The organism is Mesorhizobium sp. Root102 (assembly GCF_001425625.1).
Classification (GTDB): Bacteria; Pseudomonadota; Alphaproteobacteria; order Rhizobiales; family Rhizobiaceae; genus Mesorhizobium.
The window spans coordinates 68821-83753 of sequence record NZ_LMCP01000007.1; the positions used below are offsets into that span (position 1 = coordinate 68821).

14 protein-coding genes are annotated in these 14933 nt (G+C 59.7%); 3 read left to right on the plus strand and 11 right to left on the minus strand.

The window, feature by feature from the left end:
- Nucleotides 1–5: 5 nt before the first annotated feature.
- The 9 genes from trbG to ASD12_RS08545 form a co-directional block, all read right to left on the minus strand.
- Entirely contained in the window at nt 6–800 is a 795-nt protein-coding gene (gene trbG, locus ASD12_RS08500; RefSeq protein ID WP_244482802.1) for a P-type conjugative transfer protein TrbG, read from the minus strand.
- 58 nt (nt 801–858) lie between these two features.
- Entirely contained in the window at nt 859–1521 is a 663-nt protein-coding gene (locus tag ASD12_RS08505; protein WP_056584085.1) for a conjugal transfer protein TrbF, read from the minus strand.
- 27 nt (nt 1522–1548) lie between these two features.
- Nucleotides 1549–2757: a P-type conjugative transfer protein TrbL gene (gene trbL / locus ASD12_RS08510; protein WP_056584088.1), complete on the minus strand. Its 1209-nt coding sequence runs from the start codon at nt 2755–2757 to the stop codon at nt 1549–1551.
- A gap of 190 nt (nt 2758–2947) precedes the next feature.
- Nucleotides 2948–3727, minus strand: a complete 780-nt coding sequence (trbJ, locus tag ASD12_RS08520) for a P-type conjugative transfer protein TrbJ (RefSeq protein ID WP_244482791.1) — start codon at nt 3725–3727, stop codon at nt 2948–2950.
- 31 nt (nt 3728–3758) lie between these two features.
- A complete protein-coding gene (locus tag ASD12_RS08525) occupies nt 3759–6197 on the minus strand; it encodes a conjugal transfer protein TrbE (protein WP_056584266.1) in 2439 nt (812 codons plus the stop codon).
- Nucleotides 6198–6211: 14 nt separating this feature from the next.
- Nucleotides 6212–6511 carry a conjugal transfer protein TrbD gene (locus ASD12_RS08530; protein ID WP_056584097.1) on the minus strand — a complete coding sequence of 100 codons (300 nt, stop codon included), beginning with the start codon at nt 6509–6511 and terminating at the stop codon, nt 6212–6214.
- Complete coding sequence (locus ASD12_RS08535) at nt 6504–6887, minus strand: TrbC/VirB2 family protein (RefSeq protein WP_056584099.1); 384 nt, start codon at nt 6885–6887, stop codon at nt 6504–6506. Before ASD12_RS08535 ends, ASD12_RS08530 begins: the two co-directional genes overlap by 8 nt.
- Complete coding sequence (gene trbB, locus ASD12_RS08540; protein ID WP_056584103.1) at nt 6877–7851, minus strand: P-type conjugative transfer ATPase TrbB; 975 nt, start codon at nt 7849–7851, stop codon at nt 6877–6879. Before trbB ends, ASD12_RS08535 begins: the two co-directional genes overlap by 11 nt.
- A gap of 39 nt (nt 7852–7890) precedes the next feature.
- Nucleotides 7891–8520, minus strand: coding sequence for an acyl-homoserine-lactone synthase (locus ASD12_RS08545; protein WP_056584106.1), 630 nt, complete (start codon nt 8518–8520; stop codon nt 7891–7893).
- 211 nt (nt 8521–8731) lie between these two features.
- Here ASD12_RS08545 and ASD12_RS08550 point away from each other — a divergent pair, with 211 nt between their 5' ends.
- Nucleotides 8732–9448 (plus strand): autoinducer binding domain-containing protein, encoded by a 717-nt coding sequence (locus ASD12_RS08550; RefSeq protein ID WP_056584109.1) that lies wholly within the window; start codon nt 8732–8734, stop codon nt 9446–9448.
- Between the two features lie 65 nt (nt 9449–9513).
- On the opposite strand, the gene ASD12_RS08555 is transcribed toward ASD12_RS08550, so the two are convergent.
- Nucleotides 9514–11838, minus strand: a complete 2325-nt coding sequence (locus ASD12_RS08555; RefSeq protein WP_082525336.1) for a transketolase — start codon at nt 11836–11838, stop codon at nt 9514–9516.
- Between the two features lie 195 nt (nt 11839–12033).
- On the opposite strand from ASD12_RS08555, the gene ASD12_RS08560 reads away from it, so the two are divergent.
- Nucleotides 12034–12507, plus strand: coding sequence for an Lrp/AsnC family transcriptional regulator (locus ASD12_RS08560; protein ID WP_056584114.1), 474 nt, complete (start codon nt 12034–12036; stop codon nt 12505–12507).
- A gap of 80 nt (nt 12508–12587) precedes the next feature.
- Here ASD12_RS08560 and ASD12_RS08565 read toward each other — a convergent pair whose 3' ends face one another.
- Nucleotides 12588–12821, minus strand: coding sequence for a hypothetical protein (locus tag ASD12_RS08565; RefSeq protein ID WP_056584118.1), 234 nt, complete (start codon nt 12819–12821; stop codon nt 12588–12590).
- Nucleotides 12822–13392: 571 nt separating this feature from the next.
- On the opposite strand from ASD12_RS08565, the gene ASD12_RS08570 reads away from it, so the two are divergent.
- A complete protein-coding gene (locus ASD12_RS08570) occupies nt 13393–14925 on the plus strand; it encodes a Fic family protein (protein ID WP_056584121.1) in 1533 nt (510 codons plus the stop codon).
- Nucleotides 14926–14933: the final 8 nt, after the last annotated feature.

Sequence of the window (14933 nt, forward strand, 5' to 3'; positions counted from 1 at the left end):
TATGATTACCCTCCCCTCTTGATGGTGATCTTCTCCTGTTTCCAGCCGACGCCGGAGACGAGAACCGCGCGGTCGACCATGTAGTCGACGATCATCACCGTGCCTTTCAGCCTGTAGTTGACGATCCGGTTCTCGCCGCCTGAGACGACGAAGAGCACAGGCGCGTCCTGGCCGGGAAAGGAAGACGGGAACTGGATGTAGGTTTTCGTCCCGTCGGAATAGACACGGGTTGGCTTCCACCGTGCCCGGCCACTTGTCCGATAGCCAAAGTTGAGATTCTCAGCCGGGACGCCGGCGCCCGGAATCGTGCTCGCCTCCATCCGCGTGTTGATCTCGGCGAGTTTCTGGTCGACGTCCTCCGGATACTCGAACCCGACACGGGCCATGTACTGCGTCTGGTGCGATTTGAGCTGGATATGATAGGTCCGCCGCGACGTCGTCACGACCATCGATGAGACAAGGTCGGGTTCGGAGGGCTTGACGATCAAGTGGACCGCCTGGCCGCCGACCGCGCCCGATGTCGCCGGTTCAACCTTCCAACGCACGGTGTCGCCAACCAGGACATCGCGAACGATCTCACCGGCCTGCAATTCAATGTCACAAACCTGCAGCGGTGAACAGACAACGGACGGCTGCACCTCGCCATAAAGGAATATGACCTTTCCGTCGGCACCTTTGGTGACCAGACCGCGCGAGCCCCGCCACTTGCCGGATATGCTGGTGCCTTTCGTCTCGTTGGCGCTCATATCTTGGGCCGCTGCCGACGTGGCACAGATCGACGCCGATAATAGTGCGAGCATGGCGATGCGGGCTCCCTCACGCATGGATGATGGGATCATGGTGAAAACCTCAAGGACGTCATAGTTGCGCGGTCCAATCGAAATCGCGGAGATACAATCCGATCGGGTTCAGACGGATGATTTCCTCATCCTGCGGCGGGGTGAGCGTAACGGTAGCAACGCCTCGAAAACGGCGGGTAGCTGTTTCCTTGCCTTTCCGGTCTCGCTCAAATTCCGTCCAGTCGATCTGGTAGCTCTGGTTGGACAGAGCGACGACGTTGTTCACCTCGATCGCCACTGTCGCGGTCTTGGCTTTCTCGAAGGGCGAATTGCCTCGAAACCAGCTGTTGATCTTTTCGGTAGCGGGATCCGACGTCCGGAGCAGCGCGTAGGTGCGGTCGATATATTGTTTCTGGACGACCGCATCGGGCGTGATCGACCGGAAGGATGTGATGAAGCCGCCAAGGGTCGCACGAACGACGCGTGGGTCGGCGTACTCGATCTGCTGCGGAAAACCGGCTACCGCCGCGGCGCCCAATTTGTCGACCTCGACGATATAGGGCACCAGCTTCACCTGTGTGGTCTGATAGAGCGCGTAGGAGAACCCGATCACCGCCATGGTCATGCCGGTGATACCGACGATGCGCCAGGCGCTCGTAGCCTTCACATAGCTTCCGTAGCGCTCGTTCCATTCCTGGCGGGCGGCAAGATACGGGTTGTCCGGATGGTCTCGTCTGGCCATCTGTGGTCTCGATTCTGTGAGAGGAGGTTATTTCTTAGGGGCCAAGCCGGAGCTACCGGAACCGGGACGTGGTTTGGGCGCCGAGCGACCAGCATCGAGCTTGGCGTTGGCCAAGCCGAGTGTCGATGTTCCGTAGGACCCGGGTGCGCCGATCGCCTGGTCCTTCGCGGCGGATGCCAATGCACCGCCTGTTTGAGCAATGCCGGCGAAGATACCCTTGGCAACGGCTATACCTGCCGAGGACCCGGATCGTGAGGATTCAATTGCAGTGGATGCTCCGGCAGCAGCTCCGCTGCCTATTAGAGCAACACCTCCTGCTGCTACGCGACCTGAAGACGCTGCATAAGACCCGGTTCCTTGTGCCGATCGAATGGCTTCCATGCCACTGCCAACAGAGACGCCCTGCACGAGGCCCTGGATGATGCCCGGCACGTACATGCCTAGGATGAAAGAGATGATTGCCAGAGCGGCGAGCACGATCGGTCCGGAATAGGCTTCCAGAAGCGCCGGATTGGCCGCCAGACTTGTCAGGACATTCGCCGCGATCGAGGCGATCATGACAAGCGCCATGATCTTCATGCCGACTGAGAAAGCGTAGACCATGTATTTGACTGCAAAGTCCTTGGTGAAAGACGAGCCACCGAATCCGAGCAGAATCATGCCGGCAATCAAGCCGAGATACATTTCAACGATGACGGCAAGTAGGATGGCCGCAAGTAGGCCCATGCCAAGAACGACAAGAATGCCGCAAATACCAAGCAGAAGCTTTTGCGCGATTGCGCGCCATGGAAGCGCTTCTGCGGCAGCGCCAAGGCGATCAGCGACGGCTATGCCACTATCGAAGATGTCCGCGGGCGAAAGCTTTCCGTTACCGCTCCCAATCAACCAAAGGCTATCCACGATAGCCTTTCCGAGTGCAGGACCCTGCGTGAGAATGAAGAGGAAAAAGCCAATGAACATGATGCGGCGGACGAGTTCTCCAAACCACTGCTCAAGCGTTGCCGTGTTGATCGCGAGCCAGGCGGCCGCGATTCCAACCTCGATGAGTGCGAGCAGAAAGAAGAGCGTCCGAGCAGAGGCCAGAAGATTTGACTCCCAGCTTCTGGCCTCCGCCGTTATGTCGTTCTGAAGCGTGTCCAAGATGCTGTCAGGCACCTGCGCCGTCGCGGATGTGGCGAACAGGACTACGAGAACGACCAATGGAATTGCAATACGGGCTTTCAATACCGCTACCATTTCGGCTTGAAATCCTGTCCGTTTCCGGGTGTCACGTCGCTGGGCCGTGAAATGACATCGGATGTTTTGGCCGAATCAGGCGTAGGCGGTAGATCGTTTGCGGGAGCGATGAGGAATACGATGGCAACAAGTACGACGCTGATCACAAGGGTAGCGGCGAGAAAGATTTGAAGCTTCGTGATCATTGGCGTCACCACTGCGGCCTGAAGTCCTGACCACCGCCCGGAGTGACGCCCGACGGTGTGCCGAAATATTTCTGTTCAGTGGCGGTCGCCAGATCGAGGTCAGCCTGTTCAGAGGCGTACCACGTTCCCATCATGGTCATCTGCTGGGCAACGAGCCCACGCAGTTTTTGAGTTTGGGCGACTTGCTGCGCGGCGATCTGATGTCCAACCTGCAATGCCTTCATCTGCCCATCCGACGACTCCGACATCGAACGGAGTTGGCGCATCGTTGTTTCCTCGGTGGAGAATTGCTCGGCGGTCAGATTGGCTGCTTTCAGCGTGCCGGCGATAGTGTCGCGGTTGGTATCCGACCAGCTTTGCCACGCGCTGGAAAAGTCCTGCCCATCCGGCAGTTTGGTCTTGAAGTCGGCATAACTCTGGAACCGCTGCTTCAGGACATCATCAACGTTGCCCATGGAGAAGGCGATGCCCTGCCCCTGGTTCACGATTCCCTGAAGCTTGCCAAGATCGTTCTCGACCTGCCCCCATACTTGGGTAGGGAGCTTCGCCGTATTTTGCAGCATGTTTTCGTAAATGCGGATCTGGTTCTGGATCTGCTCGGCGAGCTGGGTGATCTGCGTGACCTGGTTCTGGATTTGCTCAGCAGACTGGCCGACGAGACCAATGAGCTCGGAATTGTTGAGCAGCTGGGTCCATTCCGTGGCGTTGCCAGTCACGGCGCCGGCATTGGCACGGATAGGAGCTACCGACGTTAATGCTACGCTTCCCGCCAGGATTATGACCAATGGAGCAAGAGAGCTTCGCCGCGTGCCGCCGCTACGATTTGAGCATTGTGTCGGCATTCTCGATTCCTCTTTGCTTGAGCCAAAAGGCGGGCCAATGCTGGCCGTGACCGTCTCGTAATTCCTGGACGCGCTTGAGATCGTCCTTGCCGGCGGCACCGACGAAGGACAGTGTTATGGGGCCGAGCGCCATGTCGAACAGCCGGCGGCCTTCGGGCGAGACGACGTAATATTCGCGCTTGGGGAGCGCGGTCGCGACGATCTCGATCTGGCGTTCGTTGAAGCCGATCCGTTCGTAGAATTCGCGTGTGCCGCTCTCCCGCGCAGCCCCGTTCGGCAAGCAAATCTTCGTCGGACAGGATTCTTTCAGCACGTCGATGATGCCGGAATGCTCTGCATCGGAGATCGACTGCGTTGCGAGGATTACCGCGCAGTTCGCCTTGCGCAGGACTTTGAGCCACTCCCTGATCTTGTCGCGGAACACGGTGTGGCCGAGCATCAACCAGGCCTCGTCGAGGATGATAAGACTGGGCGATCCAGCAAGGCGCTTCTCGATACGGCGGAACAGGTAGAGCAGAACCGGAATGAGGGTCCTGTCCCCCATATTCATGAGCTGCTCGATCTCGAATGTCTGGAATGACGATAGTGTCAGACCGTCGGCTTCGGCGTCGAGCAGGTGCCCCATTGGACCATCGACCGAGTAGTGGTGAAGAGCGTCCTTGATCTCGCGCAATTGCACGCCGGACAGGAAGTCGGACAAGGACTTGCCTTCGGACTGCGCCATCAGCCCCAACTGACGGGAAATCGCATTGCGATGGTCGGGCGTGACCTTGACGCCCTGCAGTGCGATCAACGTCTCGATCCACTCCGCGGCCCAGGCCTGGTCGCCATCAGTTGCAAGCTCTGAAAGCGGGCAGAAGGAAAGCACCTCCCCGGCCCCGACATCGTAATGGTTGCCACCGACAGCCAGCGTTAGCGGCAGCATTGACCTTCCCTTGTCGAAGGCGAAGAGCTGCGCGCCCTCGTAACGGCGGAATTGTGCTGCGATCAAACCGAGCAGCGTCGACTTGCCGGAACCGGTTGGGCCGAAGATCAGGGTGTGACCGACGTCGCCGGAGTGAAGGTTGAGCCGGAATGGTGTTGACCCGGACGCGACCTGGCAGAGCGGTTGAGAATTCTCCGGGTAGAACGGGCAGGGAGCAACAACACTTCCCGACCACACTGCGTTGAGTGGGATGAGGTCGGCGAGATTGCGGGTATTGATCAGCGGCTCGCGGATGTTGGCGTACCAGTTCCCCGGCAGGCTTCCGAGAAACGCTTCCGTTGCATTCAGCGTCTCGATACGCGCGCCGAAGCCTTCGGCCTGTACAAGCCGGCGCACGGCTTCCGCCTTGTCGCGAAGCCGGCGCTCGTCCTCGTCGAATATGACGATCACCGGCGTGTAGTAGCCGTAAGCGACAAGCTGCGATGACGATTCAGCGATCGCATCCTCGGCCTCTGCGACCATCATGGCGGCATCCTGATCGATGGACCGGGAGTTCGTCTGGAAGAGCTGGTCGAAGAAGGGTTTCACCTTCTGCTGCCACTTCTTGCGGGTCCGTTCGAGTTTCTGACGCGCTTCGATCGCATCGAGAAACATGAAGCGCGAAGACCAGCGATAGGTCAGCGGCATCAGATCCAGGGAATTGAGGATGCCCGGCCAGCTCTCAGCCGGAAATCCGTCGATCGCTACGACGGTGAGAGAGCGGCTGTCGACCAGGGGCGACAGACCATGATGAAAGTCAGCCGTCACAAGGAAATCTAGATACATCGGAATCGCCGGCAACCGGATTGGATGGTTCTCGCCGACAATGCAGAAGCGGACGAACTGCAGGAGTTCGTCATACTTCGCGACCCGGCTTCCGCCGCGTTCGCTGGCTTCCTGGGTGACCATGCGCCGGATCGAGAGCACGTTCGCCATGTACTGTTCGAACTCGCGGACCGCGGTTTGGAAATACCCCAGCACGATGTCGGCAAAGCGCTCGTTGCGCGAGGCATCGTCTGAATAGACATACTTTGTCAGAGCTGACTTGCGCTTCTCCGCCGGACGATAGGTGAGAAGGATCGCGTGACGACTCTCAAAATGGCCGCTCTCAGCCTCGAAATGTTTTCTGCGCTCGTCGTCGATCGCAGCACTCACCGGGTCCGGGAAATAGGCGTCCTCGCGCGCCGGATAGGCGGTGGTCGGTACGCGAACGGCTTCGACCTGGATCATCCATCCGGTGCCGAGGCGAGCGAGGATCGCGTTGATCTGGCGCGAGACCTCGTTGCGCTCGAAATCAGTCGAGCTTTCGGAATCTGGCCCGGCAAAGTACCAGCCGGCGAGCAGCGATCCGTCCTTCAGAAGGAGGATGCCGTTGTCGACGAGACCCGCATAGGGAAGCAGATCCGAAAACGATGGACCGGCATACCGGAATTTTCTGAGCGCAACCATGACTTCCATCCCGCTCAGTATCGTCGCCAGGGCGTCGAGGTCGGCCGGTAGTGCGGCCTGTAACGGATGTGGCGCAGATAGACGGTCCGCATCACCGGATCGGCCTTGGCCATCATGCGCAGCATCCCGACAATGACGATCCAGATCGCGATGCCAAGCAGCGCGGAGAACCAGGTCAGGACTACGAAGACGAGGATGACGCTTGCCAAGCCCGTCACGAGCACCAACTCCCGGTCGGCTCCGAACAAGAGGTTTGGACGGGAAAGTGCGCGATGGATCCTCACACGGTGGAGGTGGCTGACGCGCTCAGCCATCGGTGCCGGCCTTGGAGAGCTCTGGCGCCCGTCCCTCGACGGGTGTCTCCATAGGCGAGCCGATCGATGCGCCGCCAGCTCCGAACAGCCCGACGATCTGCGTGGCGCCGAGAAGGATGCCTGCAACGAGCACGACATAAACCAGCCGCCGCGCGAAATCGTTCAACTCGCCGCCAAAGATCAGCATGGCCCCGGCGATCGCTACGGCCGCCAGTGCGATCGTGCCGGCAACGGGTCCGTTGATCGACTGCTGAATCTGTTGGAGCGGACCTTCCCAAGGCAGTCCGCCCCCTCCCCCAGCAGCGAACGCCGGTCCGGCGAGTAAGGTAGTAAATCCGGTCGATCCAAATGCTACTTTGATCGCTCTACGCGACATGGCGGTGCCCCTCTTCGCTGCCGTGGGATTCGATGCGGTACTGGCCGTTGCGATATCCTTCAATGACCAGCAGTTCTCGAACACGCCGGCCCTTCGGTGTGCGTTCGATCGAGATGACCAGGTCAACCGCCTCGCCTATGATATCTGGCATCGGGTTCGAGCTGACCTCGGCTGTCAGTTGCTCGAGACGCGTCAACGCTGAAGGCGCGCTGTTCGCGTGGATTGTGGCGATACCGCCGGGATGGCCTGTATTCCAGGCCTTGAGTAGCGTGAGAGCTGCCCCATCGCGAACCTCGCCGACGATGATCCGATCCGGTCTCAGCCGCATCGTGGATTTGAGGAGCCGGCTCATATCCACGGCCTCGGTCGTATGGAGGGCCACCGCGTTTTCTGCCGCGCATTGGATCTCGGCCGTATCCTCAAGAATGACCAGCCGGTGTTCCGGCGTCAGGCTGACGATCTCGCCAATCACCGCGTTGGTGAGCGTGGTCTTGCCCGTCCCCGTGCCGCCGGAAACGATAATGTTCATCCGGTTCTCGACGGCGTTGCGGATCACGGACGCTTGGTATTCGGTCATGATCTTGTCGCGCACATAGCTGTCGAGCGAGAACAGCCTCGTCGCGCGCTTGCGGATCGTAAACACTGGCGCAGCGACCACCGGCGACAACAGACCCTCAAAACGATGGCTGCCAATCGGCAACTCGCCCGAGATGATAGGCCGGTTAAGGTTCACTTCGGTTCCGAGCGCGTGCGCGACAGTACCAATGATCGTCTCGGCCGCCTGCGGCGCCAACCTGCCTGCCTGAGTGATCGGCTCGCCGATCCGCTCGACGAAGAGCTGACCGTCAGCGTTGAGCATGATCTCAACGACGAGCGAGTCATCAAGCGTGTTGCAGATCGTGCTGCCCAAGGCCTCACGGAGTTTGCGGACAAGGCGATGGTGTGATTGCGACGTGGGCGTCATGAAGGGATCTTTTCTGGATGCGATGTGTGTGGCCGATCCTCACGCTGCCAGCGGGGCGTGGTCTACGAAGAATGGTTCGCAGTCCTCCGGCCGAACGCGAACGGCGTTCTCGAGAGTGGCGGGAATGATGCCGGCGATCGCAATGGTGTTTCCGATCGGGTGCTGCGCGCCAAGCCGGTTGAACGGCAGCCCCGCCCTGCGAAGGATCTTTTCGAAGCGAAGGTCGGTAACGGTCGCGACTTCGGAATAGCCATTGGTCAACGACCATTCGAGAATGCCCGCGAACAGCGTCATCGTCGCCTTATGGAGTCCTCGCGCCGCGTTTCTCATCCCAAGCTCCGTGTCCACGCAGAACCGGGAACTTTCGATCAGTCCAGGATGGCTTGGCATGGGATTGCCATCGAGAAGGATCGGAAACGTTCTGCCCAACATTGTCGGCCCGGTGCCTGGGAGAAGTCGGGCGCACCCGATGACATCGCGAAGATCGTCCGTCACGGCGAGGAGGTAGGTCGGATCGAGGGCGTCGTACTCATCTGTTTCGCGCCCGGACTTGACTGTTACATTCCATTCGAGGCGTTCACTGAACACGCGCGCCCGTAGCGTGTGCATTTGATCAATGAGCCTGTTCCCTACCCTGTTTTCGCCACTCCGGACCGCAACAAGCCGCATGCCTTTTTCTCCGCGCTGCTTCGACGACGCGAAAGAAACAGGGTTCGAGCAGGCGGGCCATTACGGGTTTCCGAAGGGCGCCCAGGTTGCGAAAATCCACAGTGATTGATCGGTCCTCTAGCGGTGGTTGTATTTTGGAGGTTGATCTCGCCCCTTGAACTTGAGTAAGAGAACCACCTTATTGTGGCTGGGGCAGCAAAAAGGAGAGTTGATGAAGTCTCTGAAGCCACAGTTTGAAACGCTGCGGGACTGGTTGAAATTAGCGCAAGACAAGCCCGCCATTGATCAGGCGTTGCGCAAGTTCGCAAATGCCCAGGGATTTGAATGGTTCACCTATCTCTCGGTCCACGAGGCCGACGTGTATGGCATGTCGAACTACCCGGCGGAGTGGCAGAAGCACTATCTCGACAGCGGCCTCGCCAAGGTGGACCCAGTCGTTGAAGCGATATCCCCGATGCGCGGAGCTTACGCTTGGTCAGAGAACGGTCTGCCCGTTCAAGCAAGAAAGTCTCATCGAACGTTCTTTGGCGAAGCCCGGAATTTTGGCATTCGTTCGGGGATTTCCATCCCAATCTTCGACGGGTTCGGCAGGCGTGCCCTTTTCACCTTCTCGTCCCGTGAGCGGAAACCCGATACTACGATGCTGGCCGACGCGTATTCGGTTCTGACACTTGGTGCGTTCGTCGATGGCTATCTGCAGAGCCGCAACGACGATGGGCTGATGAGTGCAGCCCCCTCGCCTCTGACGAGCTATCAGCTGGAATGCCTTGCATGGCTCCTGCAGGGAAAGACCAACGACGATATCGCGGCACTTCGCAACGTCAGTCGACGGGCTGTCGAGTTTCAGCTGCAAAACATTCGTCGAAAGCTCAACGTGGTGACCACCTACCAGGCCCTTGGGATCGCCATAAAGCGCAAGTGGATCTAACGGCGCGGACAGGTACAACTCGCCGTCTTGCATCACGCTCTGGCAGCCTTGCGACCCGGAGGGCATCAATCAAGCGCACGCAAATAGCGCACCGGCCGACCACCCGTAATCCGGTCACCAGCTGTCGCAATGGAATTGGCGTCGATGCCGAAGTGCCGGTAAAGATCACCGATCGACCCGGACTGGCCAAAGTGTTCGACGCCTAGGCTGCGCGTTCGGTGGCCACGGACCGAACCAAGCCAGCCGAGTGCCGCAGGATGCCCGTCGGTGACGGTGACGATTGCACAATGTGGCGGGAGTTCGGCGAACAGCCTTTCGACATGGCTCCTGGCATGGGCGAGACCGCGTTCACGCGCCCGGCTCGCCGCCGTCCAGCCCGCATTCAACCTATCCGCGGAAGTCACCGCCAGCAGGCCGACGTCGCGACGGTCCTCCGCCATCATACCGACCGCCTCAATCGCTTCCGGGGCGACCGCGCCGGTATAGGCGACGATCAGATCGGCATTCGGGCCAGGGTGCCGCAACCAGTAGCCGCCATCGACAATGTCCTGCTCGAGCTCTGCTGTCATGGCGCGGGCGATCTGCTCGACAGGTCGTGTCGACAGGCGCAGATAGACTGATCCGCCCGTCTCGTCGCGCAACCACGTGCGCTCCGACTGCACGGCGTCGCCGTCTCGCTGCATATAATCCAGCGCAAAGCGCATGATGACGCTCAGTTCATCGACGAAGGCCGGCTCGTAGGCCGCGAGGCCATCCTGCGCCATCCCGATCAACTGGGTGGCGATCGACTGGTGCGCGCCACCCTCGGGCGCCAGCGTGACCCCCGATGGCGTGGCGACCAACAGAAAGCGGGCATCCTGGTAACAGGCGTAGTTGAGCGCATCGAGGCCACGCTGGATGAAGGGATCGTAGAGCGTGCCGATCGGCAGCAATCGCTTGCCAAAGATCGAATGCGACAGACCCAGCGCCGACAGCAGGATGAAGAGATTGTTCTCGGCGATGCCAAGCTCGATATGCTGGCCGGACGTGCCGAATTCCCATTTCTGCGTCGAGGCGATGAGTTCGTTGCGAAACGTGTCGGCCAGCGATTCCCTCGCGAAGAGGCCGCGCCGGTTGACCCATGGGCCGAGGTTGGTCGAAACGGTCACATCCGGTGAGGTGGTGACGATGGCGTCGGCGAGTGGCCCGCCGGCCCGCGCGATTTCGTCCAGGATCCGGCCAAAACCGACCTGTGTGGAGACGCTGCCCTTGGCTTCCGAGACAAGATGATCGGGAACCAGGATGCGTTGCGCGTGACGGCGCCGCTGACCGTTGGCCGCGAACGGAACCCCGTCGAGAAAACGCCGCAGTTCAAGGTTCTCGACCTCAAGCCCTTCGAAATGATCCCACTCGCGCCCCTCGGCGACGGACATCGATGAGCGGAACATTGCCATCTGATCCTTGGTCATCAGGCCGGCATGGTTATCCTTGTGGCCAGCGAGCGGCAGCCCGAAACCCTTGATCGTATAGGCGATGAAGCAGGTCGGCCGGTCGTTGCTGCGTGCCTTCTCGAACGCGTCGAGCAAGGATGGCAGATCGTGGCCGCCAAGATTGGCCATTAGCGCTGCGAGGGCGGCATCGGAGCGGCGGTCGAGGAGCGAAGCGAAATCCTGACTATCGCCGATGTCGGCGAGCAAGCGTTTGCGCCAGGCAACGCCACCCTGGAATGTCAGCGCCGAATAGAGCTGGTTGGGGCAAGCATCGATCCAGGCACGCAGCGCCTCGCCGCCCGGCTCGGCGAAGGCCGCCTCTTGCAGCGAGCCATGCTTGAGGATGACGACGTCCCAGCCGAAATTGCGGAAGATGCTTTCGAAGCGCTCCCAAAGGCCCTCGCGCACGACGGCATCAAGGCTCTGGCGGTTGTAGTCGACGATCCACCAGCAATTGCGCAGGCCATGTTTCCAGCCCTCCAGCAGCGCCTCGAAAATGTTGCCCTCGTCCATCTCGGCGTCGCCGATAAGCGCCACCATGCGGCCCTCCGTGACGCTGTCATCGCGGGCGCGCAAATAGTCCTGCACCAACGAGGCAAACAGCGTCTGCGCGACGCCCAGTCCCACCGAGCCGGTGGAAAAATCGACATCATCGATATCCTTTGTCCGCGACGGGTAGCTCTGCGCACCACCGAAAGCCCGGAACCCTTCGAGCTTCTGCCTAGTCTGGTTGCCGAGCAGATATTGGATGGCGTGGAACACCGGCGAGGCATGCGGCTTCACCGCGACACGGTCCTCAGGTCTCAAGACGGAAAAATAGAGAGCCGTCATGATTGTCGCCAGTGAAGCCGACGACGCCTGGTGTCCACCGACCTTCAGTCCGTCCGTGCTTTCGCGCAGGTGATTGGCGTTGTGGATCATCCACGCCGACAGCCACAGCACCTTTTTCTCCAGCGCCGAAAGCGCCTCCAAATTCCGTCCGTCCAAGTGCCAAGCCTCCTGGTGAAACCGCTCGAAATCATAGGGCGGAGGAAAAGCCGATTGTCGCTAAACTTGCCTGAATTTGACCTCTGTTTTAGCTAGTTTAACCAATGAGGGCGAAAGGAGTAATGGTTCGTGCCAAAAACCAGACTTGACGATATCGACCGCAAGATTATCGCCGCGCTTCAGATCGATGGCAGAATGACGGCGCAGCAACTTGCCGATCAGGTCGGCCTCTCGGCCTCGCCCTGCGCGCGCCGCGTACGCATGATGGAGGATAGGGGCGTTATCACCGGTTACGCCGCCCTCATCGATCAGGATCTCGTCGACCTGCCGATCTCGGTGTTCGCCTCGATCAAGTTAGAGCGCCAGCGCGAGAATGAACTGGAGCGGTTCAACACGGCCATCGGGCGCTGGCCGGAGGTCGTCGACTGCTATTTGATGACCGGCCAGCGCGACTATCTGCTGCGCGTGGTGGTGCGCGACCTGCATGCCTATGACCGCTTCCTGAAGGAAAAGCTGACGCGGCTCGATGGCGTTGCCTCGATCGAATCCAGCTTTGCGCTTGCCCAGATCAAGCGGTCGAACCAGCTTCCGATCGACACGTGAACCTATGGCCTTGCAGACAATGTTGGGCCTCAGCCATGGTCAACGACGCATTTGATCCCGCGGTTTGCGTGCCGATCCGCTCAGCCCCTGCCGCAACCCAGTTCTGAAAAGACCGAGCACCAGAAGCGATAGTCGCCGGTGCGGCCGTCGAAATGCGCTGTCAGTGCGCAATGTGCCGCTGCCGTCGCCGCGCGCGGTCCATAAAGCTCGATGGCTGCCCGAGCCATGGCATCCGGATCCGCCAGTTCCCAAAGCGTCAAGTTGCCAATGCCTGCACTGCCGGCACGGAAATGATCTGAATGAATTTTTGGCAAGCCAAAACCTCCCGCGGGTTGGTCCGGCGAGGGCAGCGACGCGCTGCGAGGCCGGACGTTGGGAACCCACGCGGAGTGAGCCACGATCCAAGGGCGTTACGCCCAGGATATTCGTCGTGTCGTCCCTGGCCTTCGGCAGCTTCGCAAGGGCGGTGATAGACACCCGAAGAAGCTTGCGCATGGCAATTTATTGCAGAGCGCTGTTCTGAAGACAACCGGTGTCGACCAGGGAAAATGGGCGCTGGAAAGAAGTCCTGGTCCAGGCTGCCACGGCGTCGTTTGGTTGGGCGGGATGCATCCGTTCCGCGCAAGCCACTGCAGTGTCAAATGGCTTGGGTCACGTTGCCCGGACGCCTTTTTCGGGTGCCTTACGGTCAGAGCGGGGCAAGCCAAGAGACCAAAATTCTCACGGTATCATATTGATAGGCATTGAGTTTTTGGAGTTTTTGCACTAAAAACTTGCGATGGTACGACATTAAAAACTTGCAAGTGAACGGCATCGTTGACTTGCAATGGCACAGCACTATATACTTGTAATTGCACAGCGCTAAAAACTTGCAAAGGCACGGCTATGGCCAAGCCCCATGAAAAACTCGCGCAATCCTTAGCCATCCTCAAAGACCTGCAGGAGGGCGGGCGACGCATATTCAAATCCGATGAAATCCGCCGCGTGCACCGCGAGCGGCTGCTGCAAAACGGCTTCCTGCGCGACATAATCAGAGGCTGGGTGATGTCCACCAGCCCTCAGGCGCAAGAGCATGACACAACGCCATGGTATGCCAGCTTCTGGGAATTCTGCTCCCTCTATTGCAATGATCGGTTCGGAAAAGACTGGTTCCTGTCACCCGAGCAATCTTTGCTCCTTCACGCGGAAGCGACCGCCATCTTGCCACAGGTGGTGGTGAACACGCCCAACGGAACAAACAACAAGATCGATCTGCTGTTCGCAACCTCCCTCTACGACCTCAAGGTTAAAGGGATGCCCGAAGAGCTTACGAAGAAGAACGGCCTGCGGGTGTTCACCATGGAGGCCGCACTTATCCGAGTGCCGGAAGGCTTCTTCCAGCGTGCGCCGATCGACGTTCAGGTAGCCATTGCGTCACTGCGGAATGTCTCAGGCGTATTGGGACTGCTGCTTGATGGAGGGCATTCCGCCGTCGCCGGGCGGCTTGCCGGGGCCTTTCGACGCCTGGGGCGCGAGGCCTTCGCCGACGAGATCATTGCAGCCTTCAAGTCGGCAAATTACGACGTGCGCGAAACTGACCCCTTCGCCGGTCAGACGGGCGTAACCGCTATCGCGGCAGGCGTTCCGCCGCTGGTAGCGCGCCTGCGCGCAATCTGGCAATCGCAGCGCGCCGCGGTGATCGAGATATTCCCGAAGGCGCCCGGCCTGCCTTCGGACAAACAGGCCTACATGAAGTTCGTGGAGGATATCTACGAAAGCGATGCCTATCATTCGTTGTCCATCGAAGGTTACAGCGTCACGCCCGAACTTATCGACCGCGTACGCGGCGGCGACTGGAATCCGCAGATCAATGAAGAAGACCGAAAAAACCGCGATGCGCTCGCCGCGCGGGGCTACTACCTTGCCTTCCAGAAGGTCAAGGACTCCGTTGCGGCCATCGTTGAAGGCGCGCCTGCGGGTGCACTGACACGGGATACGCACAGTGAGTGGTACCGGGAGCTGTTTGCGCCGTCAGTCACGGCCGGCATCCTCAAAGCGAGCGCGCTTGCCGGTTATCGCAATCACCCTGTCTATCTGCGCGGCTCCCAGCATGTACCGCCACGTTCAGAAACGGTTGCCGATGGCATGAACGCGCTGTTTGACCTGCTGCAAGCTGAGAGCGAGCCGTCAGTCCGCGCCGTACTCGGGCACTGGCTTGTCGGCTATGTCCATCCGTATCCGGACGGCAATGGACGCATGGCACGATTCCTGATGAACACCATGCTCGCCTCAGGCGGCTACCACTGGACAATTGTCAGGGTCGATGACCGCAAGGCCTATCTCGCTGGACTGGAAGATGCGAGCGTGAATATGGACGTCAGGCCTTTTGCGGCCTTTTTGGCTCAACGTGTAAAATGGTCTTCGGGCCAAGCAAAGTAAACGCCATA

What these genes read in the sequence shown, in the direction of transcription:
- trbG (WP_244482802.1), bottom strand. Translation starts at nt 800, where the DNA reads ATGCTCGCACTATTATCGGCGTCGATCTGTGCCACGTCGGCAGCGGCC.
- ASD12_RS08505 (WP_056584085.1), bottom strand. Translation starts at nt 1,521, where the DNA reads ATGGCCAGACGAGACCATCCGGACAACCCGTATCTTGCCGCCCGCCAG.
- ASD12_RS08535 (WP_056584099.1), bottom strand. Translation starts at nt 6,887, where the DNA reads ATGTCGCGTAGAGCGATCAAAGTAGCATTTGGATCGACCGGATTTACT.
- ASD12_RS08530 (WP_056584097.1), bottom strand. Translation starts at nt 6,511, where the DNA reads ATGGCTGAGCGCGTCAGCCACCTCCACCGTGTGAGGATCCATCGCGCA.
- ASD12_RS08555 (WP_082525336.1), bottom strand. Translation starts at nt 11,838, where the DNA reads ATGATCCACAACGCCAATCACCTGCGCGAAAGCACGGACGGACTGAAG.
- ASD12_RS08545 (WP_056584106.1), bottom strand. Translation starts at nt 8,520, where the DNA reads ATGCGGCTTGTTGCGGTCCGGAGTGGCGAAAACAGGGTAGGGAACAGG.
- ASD12_RS08550 (WP_056584109.1), top strand. Translation starts at nt 8,732, where the DNA reads ATGAAGTCTCTGAAGCCACAGTTTGAAACGCTGCGGGACTGGTTGAAA.
- trbB (WP_056584103.1), bottom strand. Translation starts at nt 7,851, where the DNA reads ATGACGCCCACGTCGCAATCACACCATCGCCTTGTCCGCAAACTCCGT.
- ASD12_RS08525 (WP_056584266.1), bottom strand. Translation starts at nt 6,197, where the DNA reads ATGGTTGCGCTCAGAAAATTCCGGTATGCCGGTCCATCGTTTTCGGAT.
- ASD12_RS08570 (WP_056584121.1), top strand. Translation starts at nt 13,393, where the DNA reads ATGGCCAAGCCCCATGAAAAACTCGCGCAATCCTTAGCCATCCTCAAA.
- trbL (WP_056584088.1), bottom strand. Translation starts at nt 2,757, where the DNA reads ATGGTAGCGGTATTGAAAGCCCGTATTGCAATTCCATTGGTCGTTCTC.